This is a genomic window from Halomonas sp. ND22Bw, from assembly GCF_003011945.1.
Classification (GTDB): domain Bacteria; phylum Pseudomonadota; class Gammaproteobacteria; order Pseudomonadales; family Halomonadaceae; genus Halomonas; species Halomonas halophila.
The window spans coordinates 397,611-411,354 of record NZ_PXWD01000002.1; the positions used below are offsets into that span (position 1 = coordinate 397,611).

Below are 13,744 nucleotides of genomic sequence, written 5' to 3' on the forward strand. Positions count from 1 at the left end.
TTCCAGCTTCCAGCTTCCAGCTTCCAGCTTCCAGCTTCCAGCTTCCAGCTTCCAGCTTCCAGCTTTCAGCGCCCGGCCGGCGGCTCGAGGCCGTCCATCGGCCAGCGCGGTACGGCCTGCATCTGGCCCAGGGTATCGCGTTCACCGGCCAGCAGACGCTGGGCGCCCACATAGGCAATCATGGCCCCGTTGTCGGTGCAGAAGCGCCCGCGCGGATAGAAGACCTCGGCGCTGCGCTTGGCGGCCTCGAGACCGAGCCGCTCGCGCAGGCGGGCGTTGGCGCTGACGCCACCGGCCACCACCAGCCGCTTGAGGCCGGTCTGGTCGAGGGCGCGACGGCACTTGATCACCAGGGTGTCGACCACGGCCTCCTCGAAGGCGCGGGCCACGTTGGCGCGGGCGGCGTCATCGAGTTCGCCGTCGGCCTCGAGCTTGCGGATCGCGGTCAGGGTATGGGTCTTGAGTCCGGAGAAGCTGAAGTCCAGCCCCGGGCGGTCGGTCATCGGCCGCGGGAAGCGAAAGCGCGTCGGGTCGCCGGTCTCGGCCAGGCGCGCCACGGCGGGGCCGCCGGGGTAGTCCAGACCGAGCATCTTGGCGGCCTTGTCGAAGGCCTCGCCGGCGGCGTCGTCCACCGATTCGCCGAGCAGGCGATAGCGGCCGAGGCCTTCGACCTCGACCAACTGGGTGTGGCCGCCGGAGACCAGCAGCGCCACGAAGGGGAAGGCGGGCGGCGCGTCCTCGAGCATCGGCGCCAGCAGATGGCCTTCCATGTGGTGCACGCCGAGCACCGGGATGTCGAGTGCCCGGGCCATGCCGTGGGCGGTGCTGGCGCCGACCATCAGCGCGCCCACCAGGCCGGGGCCGGCGGTGTAGGCGATGGCGTCCAGCTCGCCGCGGCTCACGCCGGCTTCATCGAGCACGGTCTGGATCAGCGGCAGCAGGCGCCGGGTGTGGTCGCGGCTGGCCAGCTCCGGCACCACGCCGCCGTATTCGGCGTGCATGGCGATCTGGCTGTGGAGGGCGTCGGCCGCGAGGCCACGCTCGGTGTCATAGAGGGCGACGCCGGTCTCGTCGCAGGAGGTCTCGATGCCCAGTACACGCATGGTCATGGCTCGGTACAGCGGAAAGGGCGCCATTCTACGCCTTTTGGTCGCCGGGCGGCAGGGGCGGGGCGCGAAACGGTTTGCATGGTCGTGGTACGACGACTAGAATACTGTGCGCTGCAAGACTGGGTCGTGCGCCCAGGGGCAGGCTCCCTGTTTCTCCCTTCCATCGTTTCGGCCCGCATCGCGTGGTCGTCGGCGTCAGTGGGACATGGCGAGCGCCCCTGAAGGCGTGCGTTCAAACCGAACTCAAGTTTTTCAAGGTAGGTGAGTGCTTAATGCCTTCTGTTAAAGTACGCGATAACGAGCCGTTTGACGTCGCACTGCGTCGCTTCAAGCGTTCCTGTGAAAAAGCCGGTGTTCTGTCCGAGGTTCGCCGTCGCGAGCAGTACGAGAAGCCGACCGCAGAGCGCAAGCGCAAGGCGGCTGCCGCCGTCAAGCGTCACGCCAAGAAGCTTCAGCGTGAGCGCAAGCGTTTCGAACGGCTCTATTGATCCGTACTTGGGTCGGACCGCTGGCTAGCGGATCGACTCGGGAGGAGCGCCAAGCGGCCGCCGTTCGGTGGCCGCTTGTTTTTTCGCCCGTTCTCAGGGTCCTGGCTTTCAACCCCGACTGGATTGCCTGATGGCCGGTCAGATCCCGCAGCGTTTCATCGATGACCTGCTGGCTCGCGTCGACGTGGTCGAGGTGGTCGGCGAGCGGGTCAAGCTCAAGAAGGCCGGACGCAATCATTCCGGTCTCTGTCCCTTCCACCAGGAAAAGTCGCCGTCCTTTACCGTCAGCGCCGACAAGCAGTTCTATCACTGCTTCGGCTGCGGTGCCCACGGTAACGCGCTGCGCTTCCTGATGGAGTACGACAACCTGCGCTTCCCCGACGCGGTGGAACATCTCGCCGCCCGGCTGGGGCTCGAGGTGCCGCGCGAGGGCGCCGACGATCCGCGGGCCCAGGCGCGCGAGCGCAAGCGCAAGGAAGGCGTCAACCTGCTCGAGCTCTCGGCGAGCTTCTTCCGCGAGCGCCTGAAGATGCCCGAAGGGCAGGGCGCGCGGGAGTATATCGAGCGTCGCGGGCTGTCGCCGGAGGTCGTGCGCGACTTCGGCATCGGCTATGCCCCGGGCGGCTGGGAGTCGCTCAAGCGGCATCTCGGCGAGCAGGGCATCGCCGAGCCGGTGCAGATCGAATACGGCCTGCTGGTGCACCGGGAGGACAGCGGGCGCACCTATGACCGCTTCCGCGATCGGGTGATGTTTCCGATCCGCGATATTCGCGGTCGCACCATCGCCTTCGGCGGACGGGTGCTGGGCGATGCCAAGCCCAAGTATCTGAACTCCCCGGAGACGCCGGTCTTTCACAAGGGGCGCGAGCTGTACGGCCTCTATGAGGCGCGTCAGGCCAATCCGCGCCTCGAGCGACTGGTGATCGTCGAGGGCTACATGGACGTGGTGGCGCTCGCCCAGTTCGGCATCCGCAATGCGGTGGCCACCCTGGGCACGGCCACCACCGAGGATCATCTCGGGCGGCTGTTCCGCATGGTCGACGAGGTGGTGTTCTGCTTCGACGGCGATCGCGCCGGGCGCCAGGCGGCGAGCCGGGCGCTGGAGACGGTGCTGCCGCAGATGATCGACGGCCGTCAGGCGCGGTTCCTGTTCCTGCCCGATGGCGAGGATCCGGATACCCTGGTGCGCCGCGAGGGTCCCGAGGCCTTCGAGGATCGGGTCACCTGTGCCAGTCCGCTGTCGGAGTTCCTCTTCGAGCAGGCCGCCGAGGGGCGCGACCTGGAGCGGCTGGAGGAGCGCGAGCGCTTCGCCAGCCGGGTGCTGGCGGCCATCGGTCGCCTGCCCGAGGGGGTGATGAAGTCGCTGCTGCTGACGGAACTCTCCCGTCGCACCGGCGTCGATCAGTCAAGCTTCGAGTCGCTGATGTCCCGCGGCGAGAGTGTCGACGAGGCGCCGACCGCGGACGTGCCGCCGGAGTGGGCGGATGAGGCGCCGCCCCGAGGCGAGGCGCCGGCGGGGGCGCGGACGACCGGCGGTCCGGCGTCCCTGGGGCAGATGGCTCGGGCGCTGCAGCTGCTGGTGCATGAGCCGTCGCTGGTCGAGCGTCTGCCCGAGGACGACGACTGGTGCGACCAGAACGATCCGGATGCCGGGCTGTGTCGCGAGGTGGTGCGCCTGCTACGGGCCGGCGGCTACCGCAGCCCCCAGGTGCTGCTGGCGCACTTTCACGGCACGCCGGAGGGCGAGCGCCTGGCGATGCTGGCCCGGCGTGCGCCGCTGGTGCCGCGCGGGCTGCTCGGCACCGAGCTCGACAACTGGGTGGCTTATTTTCAGCGCCATCGTCGGCAGCAGTCGCCGCAGGAGGCGTATGACGCCCTGCTGGCTCGAATGCAGGCCGGCGAGTCGCTGTCGAAAGAGGAGCGGCAGCGGCTCAATGCGCTGCTGATGGAGCTCAAGGGGTGAGGGTCTGAGAGAGGCGTCGATTGGCGCCGGACTTGAATTTCCGCCTACCATCACCATATAGACAGCGTCCCCTGAGCGGAACGCAACCAGACACGCTAACACACCTGAATGACCGCGCAAATACGTCGAACTGGCAAAACGGCGGTCAAACCCGCTATACTGTTCGGCTTATCGAGTTTTCTCCGCCTCAGTGCTTCAGGTGCTTCATTCTTCTTCGTCGAGATAGGGTTTCTATGGCTGGAAATGCGCAGCAGCAGTCACGTCTGAAGGAGTTGATCGCGCGCGGCAAGGAACAGGGCTTCCTGACCTATGCCGAGGTCAACGACCATCTTCCCGAGGATATCGCCGACCCCGATCAGGTGGAAGACATCATCGGCATGATCAACGACATGGGTATCAATGTCGTCGAGGAAGCGCCTGATGAAGATACCCTGATGATGGCCGATCACTCCACCGATGAGTCTGCTGCCGAGGAGGCCGTGGCGGCCCTGGCGGCGGTGGAGAGCGACGTGGGCCGCACCACCGACCCGGTGCGCATGTACATGCGCGAGATGGGCACGGTCGAGCTGTTGACCCGCGAAGGCGAGATCGAGATCGCCAAGCGCATCGAGGAGGGTACCCGCGAGGTGATGTCCGCCCTGGCCTATCTGCCGGGCGCCGTGGACTCCATCCTCGAGGCCTACGATGCCACTCAGGACGAGGAGGCCCCGGGCCGCCTGTCCGACCTGTTCTCCGGCTTCATCGACCCCGACGAGGGCATCCCCGGCGTCGCCGAGGCCGATGTGCCCGAGGAGCCGGTGGTCGCCGAAGGGGCGTCCGACGAGGATGACGAGGACGCCGAGGGCGAGGACGACAGCGGCGGCGGCCCGGACCCGGAAGAGGCCCGCGCCCGCTTCGAGCAGATCCGCGAGCAGAACGAGTCGGCCCGTCAGGCCATCGACGCCAACGGCCGCGGCTCCGCCCAGGCGCAGGCCGAGCTGGCCCGCCTGGCCGAGCTGTTCTCGCCGATCAAGCTGGTGCCCAAGCACTTCGAGCGCCTGGTCGGTCAGGTGCGCATCAGCGTCGAGCAGATCCGGGCCCAGGAAAAGGCCGTGATGCAGCTGTGCGTCAAGAAGGCCAAGGTGCCGCGCAAGACCTTCATCAAGGCCTTCCCCGGCAACGAGTCGCGCCAGGACTGGCTCGACGACTTCATGGCCGAGCAGACCAAGTACGCCGACAAGCTTGCCGTCTTCAAGGGCGACATCCAGCGCTCCCAGCGCAAGATCGCCTTCGAGGAAGAGATGATCCAGCTGCCGGTGACCGACATCAAGGAGGTCAACCGTCGGCTGTCCATCGGCGAGGCCAAGGCGCGTCGCGCCAAGAAGGAGATGGTCGAGGCCAACCTGCGCCTGGTCATCTCGATCGCCAAGAAGTACACCAACCGCGGCCTGCAGTTCCTGGATCTGATCCAGGAGGGCAACATCGGCCTGATGAAGGCCGTGGACAAGTTCGAGTACCGCCGCGGCTACAAGTTCTCGACCTATGCCACCTGGTGGATCCGTCAGGCGATCACGCGCTCCATCGCCGACCAGGCGCGCACCATCCGCATCCCGGTGCACATGATCGAGACGATCAACAAGCTCAACCGCGTCTCCCGCCAGATGCTGCAGGAGATGGGGCGCGAGCCGACGCCGGAAGAGCTGGGTGAGCGCCTCGAAATGCCGGAAGACAAGGTGCGCAAGGTGCTGAAGATCGCCAAGGAGCCGATCTCCATGGAGACGCCCATCGGTGACGACGACGATTCGCACCTCGGCGACTTCATCGAGGACGGCACCATGGTGCTGCCGATCGACTCGGCCACCGGCGAGGGCCTGATCGAGGCCACCCGCAACGTGCTCGGCGGCCTGACCGCCCGCGAGGCGAAGGTGCTGCGCATGCGCTTCGGCATCGACATGAACACCGACCATACCCTCGAGGAGGTCGGCAAGCAGTTCGACGTGACCCGCGAGCGGATCCGTCAGATCGAGGCCAAGGCGCTGCGCAAGCTGCGTCACCCGTCCCGCTCCGAGCCGCTGCGCTCCTTCCTCGACGAGTGATCGTCGACCGGGCCGGCCGTGCGCCGGCCCCGGCATTCCTCGCATGAAATGCCTTCCCCGAAACGACGATGCCCGCGGCCATGGCCGCGGGCATCGTCGTTTCGGGGAAGCTGTCGAGGCGTCAGGCCAGGCGCTGTCGGCGCCAGCGGCGGGCCAGCAGCAGCAGCTCGATCATGGCGATGCACATCAGGGTGTAGCCGAACAGTTCGGTGACCTCCTCGGCGGCGTCCTTGAACACGCGGACGTAGTGCTCGCCGAGGACGGCCTTCCACATGTCGCCGCGGCCGTAGAGGCGCGAGAACACGTAGGTGCCGAGGAAGCCGGCGGCGAACAGGCCGCCGGAGAAGGTCATGGCATAGCGCTCGAGCTCGGCGGCGAAGGCGCGGCCGTGGCGGATCACCACGAACAGGATCGGCAGCACCAGCAGGCTGACCAAGATCTGCCAGGCGCCGTCGAAGACGTACTCGTCCAGCCAGGCGTCCTGTTCGCGGATCAGCGAGGCGCCGAGCAGGCCGATCAGCAGCAGGGTGAGGTGCGGCAGGCGGTCGTCCAGGCGGCGGGCGATGAGTGCCATGATCGTGCCGGTCAGCAGCAGCAGCGACTGCAAGGGCTCGGTGAGGCCTCGTTCGGTGAAGCGCAGGTCCGGCATGTGCGTGGCTTCGAAGAGCACGATCTCGAGCAGCGCGGCAATCAGCAGCATGTAGCCGAAGCCGCGCAGGCACAGGTAGCGGAAGGCGATTCGGTCGGCGGAATGTTCGGGCATGGTCAGGCTTCTGTCGGAAGAATATTGAGTCAGCTAATTATACGTCTTGAGAGAGGTCGCTGTCTGCCACCACCGGGTGACGCGACGGGTGCTGGCGTCGCGCCTCTTCCAGCAGCCAGTCGTGGACCGCACAGATCCGGCGATCGTCCAGCGAGCCCGCAGCATGCACGATACCGTAGTGCATGCCGGTCGCCACGCGCTGGTCGAACGGTGCCACCAGGGCGCCGGTGTCCAGCTCGCTGGTGATCAGCGTCTGGCGCGCGATGGCCACGCCCATGCCGGCCAGGGCCGCCTCCATGGTCAGGTGGTTGCGGTTGAAGGTGTAGCCGCGCCGCACGTTGACGTCCGGGGCGCTGATGGCCTGCAGGTAGTGCTCCCATTCGCCATAGTCGTGGCTGCCGCGCCAGGCGGTGACGTCATGTAGCAGCGGGTACCAGGCCAGATCCCCGGGGCGGCGCAGCGGCGGACGGCCGCGCATCAGCGAGGGGGCGCAGACCGGGAAGATGGTCTCCTCCATCAGTGGCGTGATCGACATGCCCGGATAGTGGCCGTCGTTGAGGTCCAGCGCCAGATCGAACTCGCCCTCGCGCAGCGAGATGCTGCTGTCCTCCGAGAGGATATGCAGTTCGATGTCGGGGAAGCGCGCCTGCAGGCGCGGCAGCCTGGGCATCAGCCACTTGTTGAGGAAGGAGGGCACCACGCGCATGCGGATGATGCCGCTCATCACGCCGCTGCGCAGCCGCTTCACCTCGAGCCCCACGGCCTGGTAGGCCTCGTCGACCACCGAGGCCAGTCGCCGGCCTTCCTCGGTGAGCGCCAGGCAGCGGGGCAGGCGGCGGAACAGCTTGAAGCCGAGGCGATCCTCGAGCTGCTTGATCTGCTGGCTGACGGCGCCGGTGGTGACGTGCAGCTCCTCCGCCGCCCGGGTGAAGGAGAGGTGGCGGGCGCTGACCGCGAAGACCTTCATCCAGGCGTGGGTCTGGGCATTGAGGAGTCGGCTCATGGTTTAGTCATTCTATAGCGTGGGCGAGATATTCTGGATTGCCGCGATGGGAGAGTCGCGACAACATTAAGGTCCAAGGCAAACGAAAGCCAGTTGGCTTTAGTGTAACTGACAACAAGACGGCGTCGGTACGTTCCGGCCCCGCTTCGAGGTCCTCCCCATGTCCATCAGCGTCTTCGACCTGTTCAAGATCGGCATCGGCCCTTCCAGCTCGCATACCGTCGGCCCGATGCGCGCGGCTTACGACTTCGTGCAGGAACTGCGTCGGCAGGACCTGCTGGAGCGGGTGGCACGGGTCGAGGTGCACCTGCACGGCTCGCTGTCATCCACCGGCCAGGGGCACGGCACCGATCAGGCGACCATCATGGGCCTGATGGGCGAGCGCCCCGAGTCGATCAACCCGGACATCGTCACGCCCTGCATCGAGGAGCTGCTGGAGTCCCAGACCCTGCTGCTCGACGGCCACCTGGCGATTCCGTTCCTGTGGGCGCGTGACCTGCAGTGGCACGACGAGAGTCTGCCCTACCATCCCAACGCCATGACCCTGGTGGCCCATGGCCACTCCCAGGAACTGTACCGCAACATCTTCTATTCCGTGGGCGGTGGCTTCGTGGTTGACGAGGCCCAGGCGGCCAGCGGCGAGCTCGACAGCGACACCACCGCGCTGCCCTATGACTTCAACTCCGCCGGCGAGCTGCTGGCGCTGTGTCGCCTGCACGACATGCGCATCAGCGAGCTGATGATGGAGAACGAGAAGGCCTGGCGCAGCGAGGCCGAGATCCGCGCCGGGCTGTGGCGCATCTGGGAAGCCATGCAGGACTGCGTGCAGAAGGGCTTCGAGGGCGAGGGCGTGCTGCCCGGCGGGCTCAACGTCAAGCGCCGCGCCGGCGCCCTGCATCGCCGCCTCGAGGCCGTCGAGGATGACGGCAGCCTGATCGCCTCGACCTTCTCCGCCATGGACTGGGTCAACGTCTTCGCCCTGGCGGTGAACGAGGAGAACGCGGCCGGCGGGCGCATGGTCACCGCACCGACCAACGGCGCGGCCGGCATCATCCCGGCGGTGCTGCACTACTACATGAAGTTCCAGCAGGGCGCCGACGAGCGCTGCGTGGTGGACTTCCTGCTCACCGCCGGCGCCGTGGGCATCCTGTGCAAGAAGAACGCTTCCATCTCCGGCGCCGAGGTCGGCTGCCAGGGCGAGGTGGGCTCGGCCTGCGCCATGGCCGCCGCCGGTCTCACCGAGGTGCTGGGCGGGACCCCCGGCCAGGTGGAGAACGCCGCCGAGATCGGCCTGGAGCACAACCTTGGCCTGACCTGCGACCCCGTGGGCGGCCTGGTCCAGGTGCCCTGCATCGAGCGCAACGCCATCGCCTCGGTGAAGGCCATCAACGCCACCCAGATGGCCCTGCGCGGCGACGGCGAGCACTTCATCTCGCTGGACAAGGCGATCCGCACCATGCGCGATACCGGCGCCGACATGCAGGAGAAGTACAAGGAAACCTCCAAGGGCGGTCTGGCGGTCAACGCCATCGAATGCTGAACCCATCTCTTTGTCGGGCGGCGGGTGCCGTCCTTGCCGGCGCGCCACTCGGGTGGCGCGCCTTTTTTTGTCTCGTCTCTGGTGATCCGGCTCGCTTTGCCCTGCGTCAGCCTCGCCGTGCCGGCAGGGTGTCGCCGATATGGGCGACCAGGTAGTCCAGGAAGCGGTGCACCTTGGCCGAGCGGTGGCGATGCTGGGGGTAGACGGCCCACACGGCGGTGTCGCCGTGGCGATAGGCGTCGAGCACGCTGATCAGCTCGCCGCGGGCCAGGTGTTCCTCGACGTAGTAGTCCGGTAGCTGGGCCAGCCCCAGGCCCTTGAGCGCCGCGTCGAGCAGTGCCGGCCCGGAGTTGCCGCTCAGCGGGCCATCGACGCGGATGTCGCGGCGCACGCCGTCGACGTCGAAGCGCCAGTAGTCCCGCGAGCCGACCAGACAGCGGTGGCGCGACAGCTCCGAGAGGCTGTGCGGCTGGGCGACGCGGGTGAAGTAGGCGGGCGCGCCGACCACGTACTCGCGCCGTTCGCACAGGCGCCGGGCGATCAGCGAGGAGTCCTGCAGCCGGCCCATGCGGATGGCGATGTCGAAACCCTCGTCGATGATGTCCACCTGACGGTTGGTGAAGTGCATGCGCACCTCGAGCCGGGGATTGGCGCACATGAAGTCATGCACCAGCGGCGCGATGAAGCGTTCACCGAAGGTGGTGGCGCAGGTCAGACTCAGCAGGCCGGTGGGGGTGTCCTGCAGTTCCTTGACCGCGGTCTCGGCCTCGCGGAAGCCCTCGAACAGGTGCTGGCAGTGCTGGTAGTAGAGCCGCCCGGCCTCGGTGAGGCGAATCCGTCGCGTGGTGCGATAGAGCAGGGTGGTGCCGAGCTGATTCTCCAGCTGACTGACCAGCCGGCTGACGTGGGAGCTCGAGACCTTGAGGCGTTCGGCGGCGGCCTTGAAGGCGCCCAGGCGCACGACCTCGATGAAGGCCTCGACGCGGTCCCAGCGTTGCATGCGGTGTGTCCTCCGGTGGGTGGTGCGCTGGATTGTTGTCAGATGGCAACAATGTCATGCGTTTAGTGCAGTTTATCCGAGTATGCGGTCTTGCCTAGACTGTGGGAAGGCCAATCCCATTGAGAGGAGTGAATCATGAAGTCACGTGCCGCCGTTGCCCTGGAAGCGGGCAAGCCGCTCGAGCTGACCGAGATCGACGTCGAAGGCCCGAAGGCCGGCGAAGTGCTGGTGCGCATGGCCGCCACCAGCGTCTGCCACACCGACGCCTTCACCCTGTCCGGCGCCGATCCGGAAGGCCTGTTCCCGTCCGTGCTGGGCCACGAGGGGGCCGGCGTCGTCGAGGAAGTGGGCGAGGGCGTCACCGGCCTCAAGCCCGGTGACCACGTCATCCCGCTCTATACTGCCGAGTGCGGCAAGTGCAAGTTCTGCCTGTCCGGCAAGACCAACCTGTGCCAGGCGGTCCGCGCCACCCAGGGCAAGGGCGTGATGCCCGACGGTACCAGCCGCTTCTCCCTCGACGGCCAGAAGCTGCATCACTACATGGGCTGCTCCACCTTCAGCGAATACACCGTGGTGCCCGAGGTGTCGCTGGCCGTGGTCTCCAAGGAAGCGCCGCTGGACAAGATCTGCCTGCTGGGCTGCGGCGTGACCACCGGCATCGGCGCGGTCATGAACACCGCCAAGGTCGAGCCGGGCTCCACCGTGGCCGTGTTCGGCCTCGGCGCCATCGGTCTGGCCGTGATCCAGGGCGCGGTCATGGCCAAGGCCAGCCGCATCATCGCCATCGACGTGAACCCGGAGAAGTTCGAGCTGGCCAAGCAGTTCGGCGCCACCGAATTCGTCAATCCGAAGGACTACAGCGACTCCATCCAGCAGGTCATCGTCGACATGACCGATGGCGGCGTCGACTACTCCTTCGAGTGCATCGGCAACGTCAACGTCATGCGTTCGGCCCTGGAGTGCTGCCACAAGGGCTGGGGCGAGTCCGTGATCATCGGCGTCGCCGGTGCCGGCGAGGAGATCTCCACCCGTCCGTTCCAGCTGGTCACCGGCCGGGTCTGGAAAGGCTCCGCCTTCGGCGGCGTCAAGGGCCGCACCGAGCTGCCGGGCTACGTCGATCGCTACATGAAGGGCGAGCTGAACATCGACGACTTCATCACTCACGACATGCCGTTCGAGAAGATCAACGAGGCCTTCGAGCTGCTGCACAAGGGCGAGAGCATCCGCACCGTGCTGCACTACTGATCAACGCGTCCGGTACCGCGCGTAATACGCGCCCGCTGCCGCGCGCAGGGCTCGACACGCGCCGGCTGCCGCATCGAGGGCTCGACGCGTGCCCGCCCACGGGCGGATGACGTGAGTCCGATCACCGCGGCAGCGGCAGTGAATGCCCTGTCTTCGGTGCCGGGTGTCGCGAATGCGACGCCCGGCATCTCTCGAATCCCATGAGGAGTCGCTCATGACCATGACCGAACAGCTCGAGCTGGTCTCGGCCAACCGCAGCTTCGGCGGCTGGCACAAGCGCTATCGCCATCGCTCCCGGGCGCTGGACTGCGAGATGACCTTCGCCATCTACCTGCCGCCCCAGGCGGAGACCGAGCGGGTCCCGCTGCTGTGGTGGCTGTCGGGACTGACCTGCACCGACGAGAACTTCATGCAGAAGGCCGGCGCCCACCGCCTGGCCGCGGAGCTCGGCATCGCCATCGTCTGCCCGGATACCAGCCCCCGCGGGCTGAATCTGCCCGGCGAGGACGACAGCTACGACTTCGGCTCCGGCGCGGGCTTCTACGTCAACGCCACCCAGGCGCCATGGAAAGACCACTACCGGATGTACGACTACGTGGCCGAGGAGCTGCCCTCGGTGGTGCGTCAGCACTTCCCGGTCAATGGCCGCGAGGCCATCAGCGGCCACTCCATGGGCGGCCACGGGGCACTGATCCTGGCCCTGCGTCGTCCCGGGCACTACCGCTCGGTGTCGGCCTTCGCGCCAGTGGTCAACCCAGCCCAGTGTCCCTGGGGCCGCAAGGCCTTCGGCAACTACCTGGGCGAGGACGTCAGCCAGTGGACCCAGTACGACGCCTGCGAGCTGGTGGCGCGCGGCGCCTCCCGCCAGCCGTTGTTCATCGACCAGGGTGAGGCCGACAATTTCCTCGAGGAACAGCTGTGTCCCGAGCGCCTGGAGGCGGTGTGCGCCGAGCACGACCATCCGCTGACCCTGCGTCGTCAGCCGGGCTATGACCACAGCTACTTCTTCATCGCCAGCTTCATCGACGACCATCTGCGCTACCACGCCGAGCATCTTCACGCTCAGCACTGAGTCGCGCCGGGACCTGTCGGCCGGGTCGCTCAGCGGCCCGCAGCGCGCCGCCTCCTCGAGGCGGCGCGTATCGTTCCTGCCTGCCTTGCTCTCCAGCGACGCTTTCATGCCCAAGGGCGACTCATTGTCGTGATGTACCGGGAGAACGCCTCCCGATAGGCAAATTTGACATGCCAGAAAACGACACAGCCGGTAAATTTCGAGGCGTGCATGCCCGTCCGCGACAGGCGGGCCTCCAGGGCAAATGCCCCTGCCTGACTCGACAATAACGATGACAACACCACCGTGCTGGAGTATGGACGATGACAAGCGCTCCTCAGACCTCGCGTCATGCCGCCGGGCCCCAGACGCTCGGCTTCCTGTTGCTGGATAACTTCACTCTCATCTCGCTGGCCTCGGCCATCGAACCCCTGCGCATGGCCAATCAGCTGGCCGGGCGCGAGCTCTATCGCTGGTACACCCTGACCCTCGATGGTGGCCCGGTGCGCGCCAGCGACGGTCTGCAGATCACCCCCGACGCCTCCACCACCGTGCCGCTGGCGCTGGACATGGTGATCGTCTGCGGCGGCGTGGGCCCGCAGCGCAGCGTGCAGCGCGAGCACGTCGCCTGGCTGCAGTCCGAGGCACGCCATTCGCGCCGCCTGGGCGCCGTCTGCACCGGTTCCTGGGCCCTGGCCCGCGCCGGGCTGCTCGACGGCTTCGAGGCCAGCGTGCACTGGGAATGCCTGGCCGCCATGCAGGAGGCTTTCCCCAAGGTCTCGCTGACCACGCGGCTGTTCTCCATCGACCGCGACCGGGCCACCGCCTCGGGCGGCACCGCTCCGATGGACATGATGCTGACCCTGATCGGCCGCGACCACGGCCGCGAGCTGGCCGCCGGCATCTCCGAGATGTTCATCTACGACCGCGTGCGCAACGAGCAGGACCAGCAGCGGGTGCCGCTCAAGCACGTGCTGGGGACCACCCAGCCGCGGCTGCTGGAGATCGTCGCGCTGATGGAGGCCAACCTCGAGGAGCCGATCAGCCTCGACGAGCTGGCCGGCTACGTGAACGTGTCGCGGCGCCAGCTGGAGCGGCTGTTCCAGAAGAACCTGCACTGCTCGCCGTCGCGCTACTACCTCAAGCTGCGCCTGACCCGGGCCCGGCAGCTGCTCAAGCAGACGCCGATGTCGATCATCGAGGTGGCCTCGGCCTGTGGCTTCGTCTCCACGCCGCACTTCTCCAAGTGCTACCGCGAGTACTTCGGCATTCCGCCCCGCGACGAACGTCTGGGCTCCAGCGCCGTGGACCTGGTACCGGTGCAGCTGGGCCAGGATGCCGCCGTCATGCTACAGTCCGCCTCTTTCGAGTCGGTGCCCGACACGCCGGTGTCCGCGGCCATGAGCGCCCTGGACCAGGCCCGGGGGGAGCCGACCTATGCCAGCGTCAGGCTGAGTTAGCGTCTGGCGCCGGGAGGGCGCATCCCCATCCTCGGGGAGTGCGCCCC

11 protein-coding genes are annotated in these 13,744 nt (G+C 67.2%); 7 read left to right on the plus strand and 4 right to left on the minus strand.

Going from position 1 to position 13,744, the window contains the following annotated elements; translation table 11 throughout:
• Positions 1-65 precede the first annotated feature (65 nt).
• Positions 66-1,103 (minus strand): tRNA (adenosine(37)-N6)-threonylcarbamoyltransferase complex transferase subunit TsaD, encoded by a 1,038-nt coding sequence (tsaD, locus tag CVH10_RS04750; protein WP_035597969.1) that lies wholly within the window; start codon positions 1,101-1,103, stop codon positions 66-68.
• A gap of 278 nt (positions 1,104-1,381) precedes the next feature.
• Here tsaD and rpsU point away from each other — a divergent pair, with 278 nt between their 5' ends.
• From rpsU to rpoD, 3 genes are all read left to right on the plus strand, one after another.
• A complete protein-coding gene (rpsU, locus tag CVH10_RS04755) occupies positions 1,382-1,597 on the plus strand; it encodes a 30S ribosomal protein S21 (protein WP_013333229.1) in 216 nt (71 codons plus the stop codon).
• 130 nt (positions 1,598-1,727) lie between these two features.
• Positions 1,728-3,560, plus strand: coding sequence for a DNA primase (gene dnaG, locus CVH10_RS04760; protein WP_035597904.1), 1,833 nt, complete (start codon positions 1,728-1,730; stop codon positions 3,558-3,560).
• Between the two features lie 233 nt (positions 3,561-3,793).
• Positions 3,794-5,635, plus strand: coding sequence for an RNA polymerase sigma factor RpoD (rpoD, locus tag CVH10_RS04765; protein ID WP_106487949.1), 1,842 nt, complete (start codon positions 3,794-3,796; stop codon positions 5,633-5,635).
• 121 nt (positions 5,636-5,756) lie between these two features.
• On the opposite strand, the gene CVH10_RS04770 is transcribed toward rpoD, so the two are convergent.
• Together CVH10_RS04770 and CVH10_RS04775 are read right to left on the minus strand one after the other, a co-directional pair.
• A complete protein-coding gene (locus CVH10_RS04770; RefSeq protein ID WP_035597910.1) occupies positions 5,757-6,398 on the minus strand; it encodes a hypothetical protein in 642 nt (213 codons plus the stop codon).
• Positions 6,399-6,435: 37 nt separating this feature from the next.
• Positions 6,436-7,401, minus strand: a complete 966-nt coding sequence (locus tag CVH10_RS04775; RefSeq protein ID WP_106487950.1) for a LysR substrate-binding domain-containing protein — start codon at positions 7,399-7,401, stop codon at positions 6,436-6,438.
• Positions 7,402-7,561: 160 nt separating this feature from the next.
• Here CVH10_RS04775 and CVH10_RS04780 point away from each other — a divergent pair, with 160 nt between their 5' ends.
• Complete coding sequence (locus tag CVH10_RS04780) at positions 7,562-8,941, plus strand: L-serine ammonia-lyase (RefSeq protein WP_035597913.1); 1,380 nt, start codon at positions 7,562-7,564, stop codon at positions 8,939-8,941.
• A gap of 106 nt (positions 8,942-9,047) precedes the next feature.
• Here the strand turns inward: CVH10_RS04780 and CVH10_RS04785 are convergent, their stop codons facing one another.
• Positions 9,048-9,941, minus strand: coding sequence for a LysR family transcriptional regulator (locus CVH10_RS04785; protein ID WP_035597916.1), 894 nt, complete (start codon positions 9,939-9,941; stop codon positions 9,048-9,050).
• Between the two features lie 135 nt (positions 9,942-10,076).
• Between CVH10_RS04785 and CVH10_RS04790 the strand changes: the two genes are divergently transcribed.
• The 3 genes from CVH10_RS04790 to CVH10_RS04800 all read left to right on the plus strand — a co-directional run bounded on the left by CVH10_RS04790 (position 10,077) and on the right by CVH10_RS04800 (position 13,697).
• Complete coding sequence (locus CVH10_RS04790) at positions 10,077-11,186, plus strand: S-(hydroxymethyl)glutathione dehydrogenase/class III alcohol dehydrogenase (protein ID WP_035597919.1); 1,110 nt, start codon at positions 10,077-10,079, stop codon at positions 11,184-11,186.
• A 214-nt stretch (positions 11,187-11,400) separates the two neighbouring features.
• Positions 11,401-12,258 (plus strand): S-formylglutathione hydrolase, encoded by an 858-nt coding sequence (gene fghA / locus CVH10_RS04795; RefSeq protein ID WP_035597922.1) that lies wholly within the window; start codon positions 11,401-11,403, stop codon positions 12,256-12,258.
• 302 nt (positions 12,259-12,560) lie between these two features.
• Complete coding sequence (locus tag CVH10_RS04800; protein ID WP_035597931.1) at positions 12,561-13,697, plus strand: GlxA family transcriptional regulator; 1,137 nt, start codon at positions 12,561-12,563, stop codon at positions 13,695-13,697.
• Positions 13,698-13,744: the final 47 nt, after the last annotated feature.

What these genes read in the sequence shown, in the direction of transcription:
- CVH10_RS04775 (WP_106487950.1), bottom strand. Translation starts at nt 7,401, where the DNA reads ATGAGCCGACTCCTCAATGCCCAGACCCACGCCTGGATGAAGGTCTTC.
- fghA (WP_035597922.1), top strand. Translation starts at nt 11,401, where the DNA reads ATGACCATGACCGAACAGCTCGAGCTGGTCTCGGCCAACCGCAGCTTC.
- CVH10_RS04770 (WP_035597910.1), bottom strand. Translation starts at nt 6,398, where the DNA reads ATGCCCGAACATTCCGCCGACCGAATCGCCTTCCGCTACCTGTGCCTG.
- CVH10_RS04800 (WP_035597931.1), top strand. Translation starts at nt 12,561, where the DNA reads ATGACAAGCGCTCCTCAGACCTCGCGTCATGCCGCCGGGCCCCAGACG.
- rpoD (WP_106487949.1), top strand. Translation starts at nt 3,794, where the DNA reads ATGGCTGGAAATGCGCAGCAGCAGTCACGTCTGAAGGAGTTGATCGCG.
- tsaD (WP_035597969.1), bottom strand. Translation starts at nt 1,103, where the DNA reads ATGCGTGTACTGGGCATCGAGACCTCCTGCGACGAGACCGGCGTCGCC.
- CVH10_RS04790 (WP_035597919.1), top strand. Translation starts at nt 10,077, where the DNA reads ATGAAGTCACGTGCCGCCGTTGCCCTGGAAGCGGGCAAGCCGCTCGAG.
- dnaG (WP_035597904.1), top strand. Translation starts at nt 1,728, where the DNA reads ATGGCCGGTCAGATCCCGCAGCGTTTCATCGATGACCTGCTGGCTCGC.
- CVH10_RS04785 (WP_035597916.1), bottom strand. Translation starts at nt 9,941, where the DNA reads ATGCAACGCTGGGACCGCGTCGAGGCCTTCATCGAGGTCGTGCGCCTG.
- rpsU (WP_013333229.1), top strand. Translation starts at nt 1,382, where the DNA reads ATGCCTTCTGTTAAAGTACGCGATAACGAGCCGTTTGACGTCGCACTG.
- CVH10_RS04780 (WP_035597913.1), top strand. Translation starts at nt 7,562, where the DNA reads ATGTCCATCAGCGTCTTCGACCTGTTCAAGATCGGCATCGGCCCTTCC.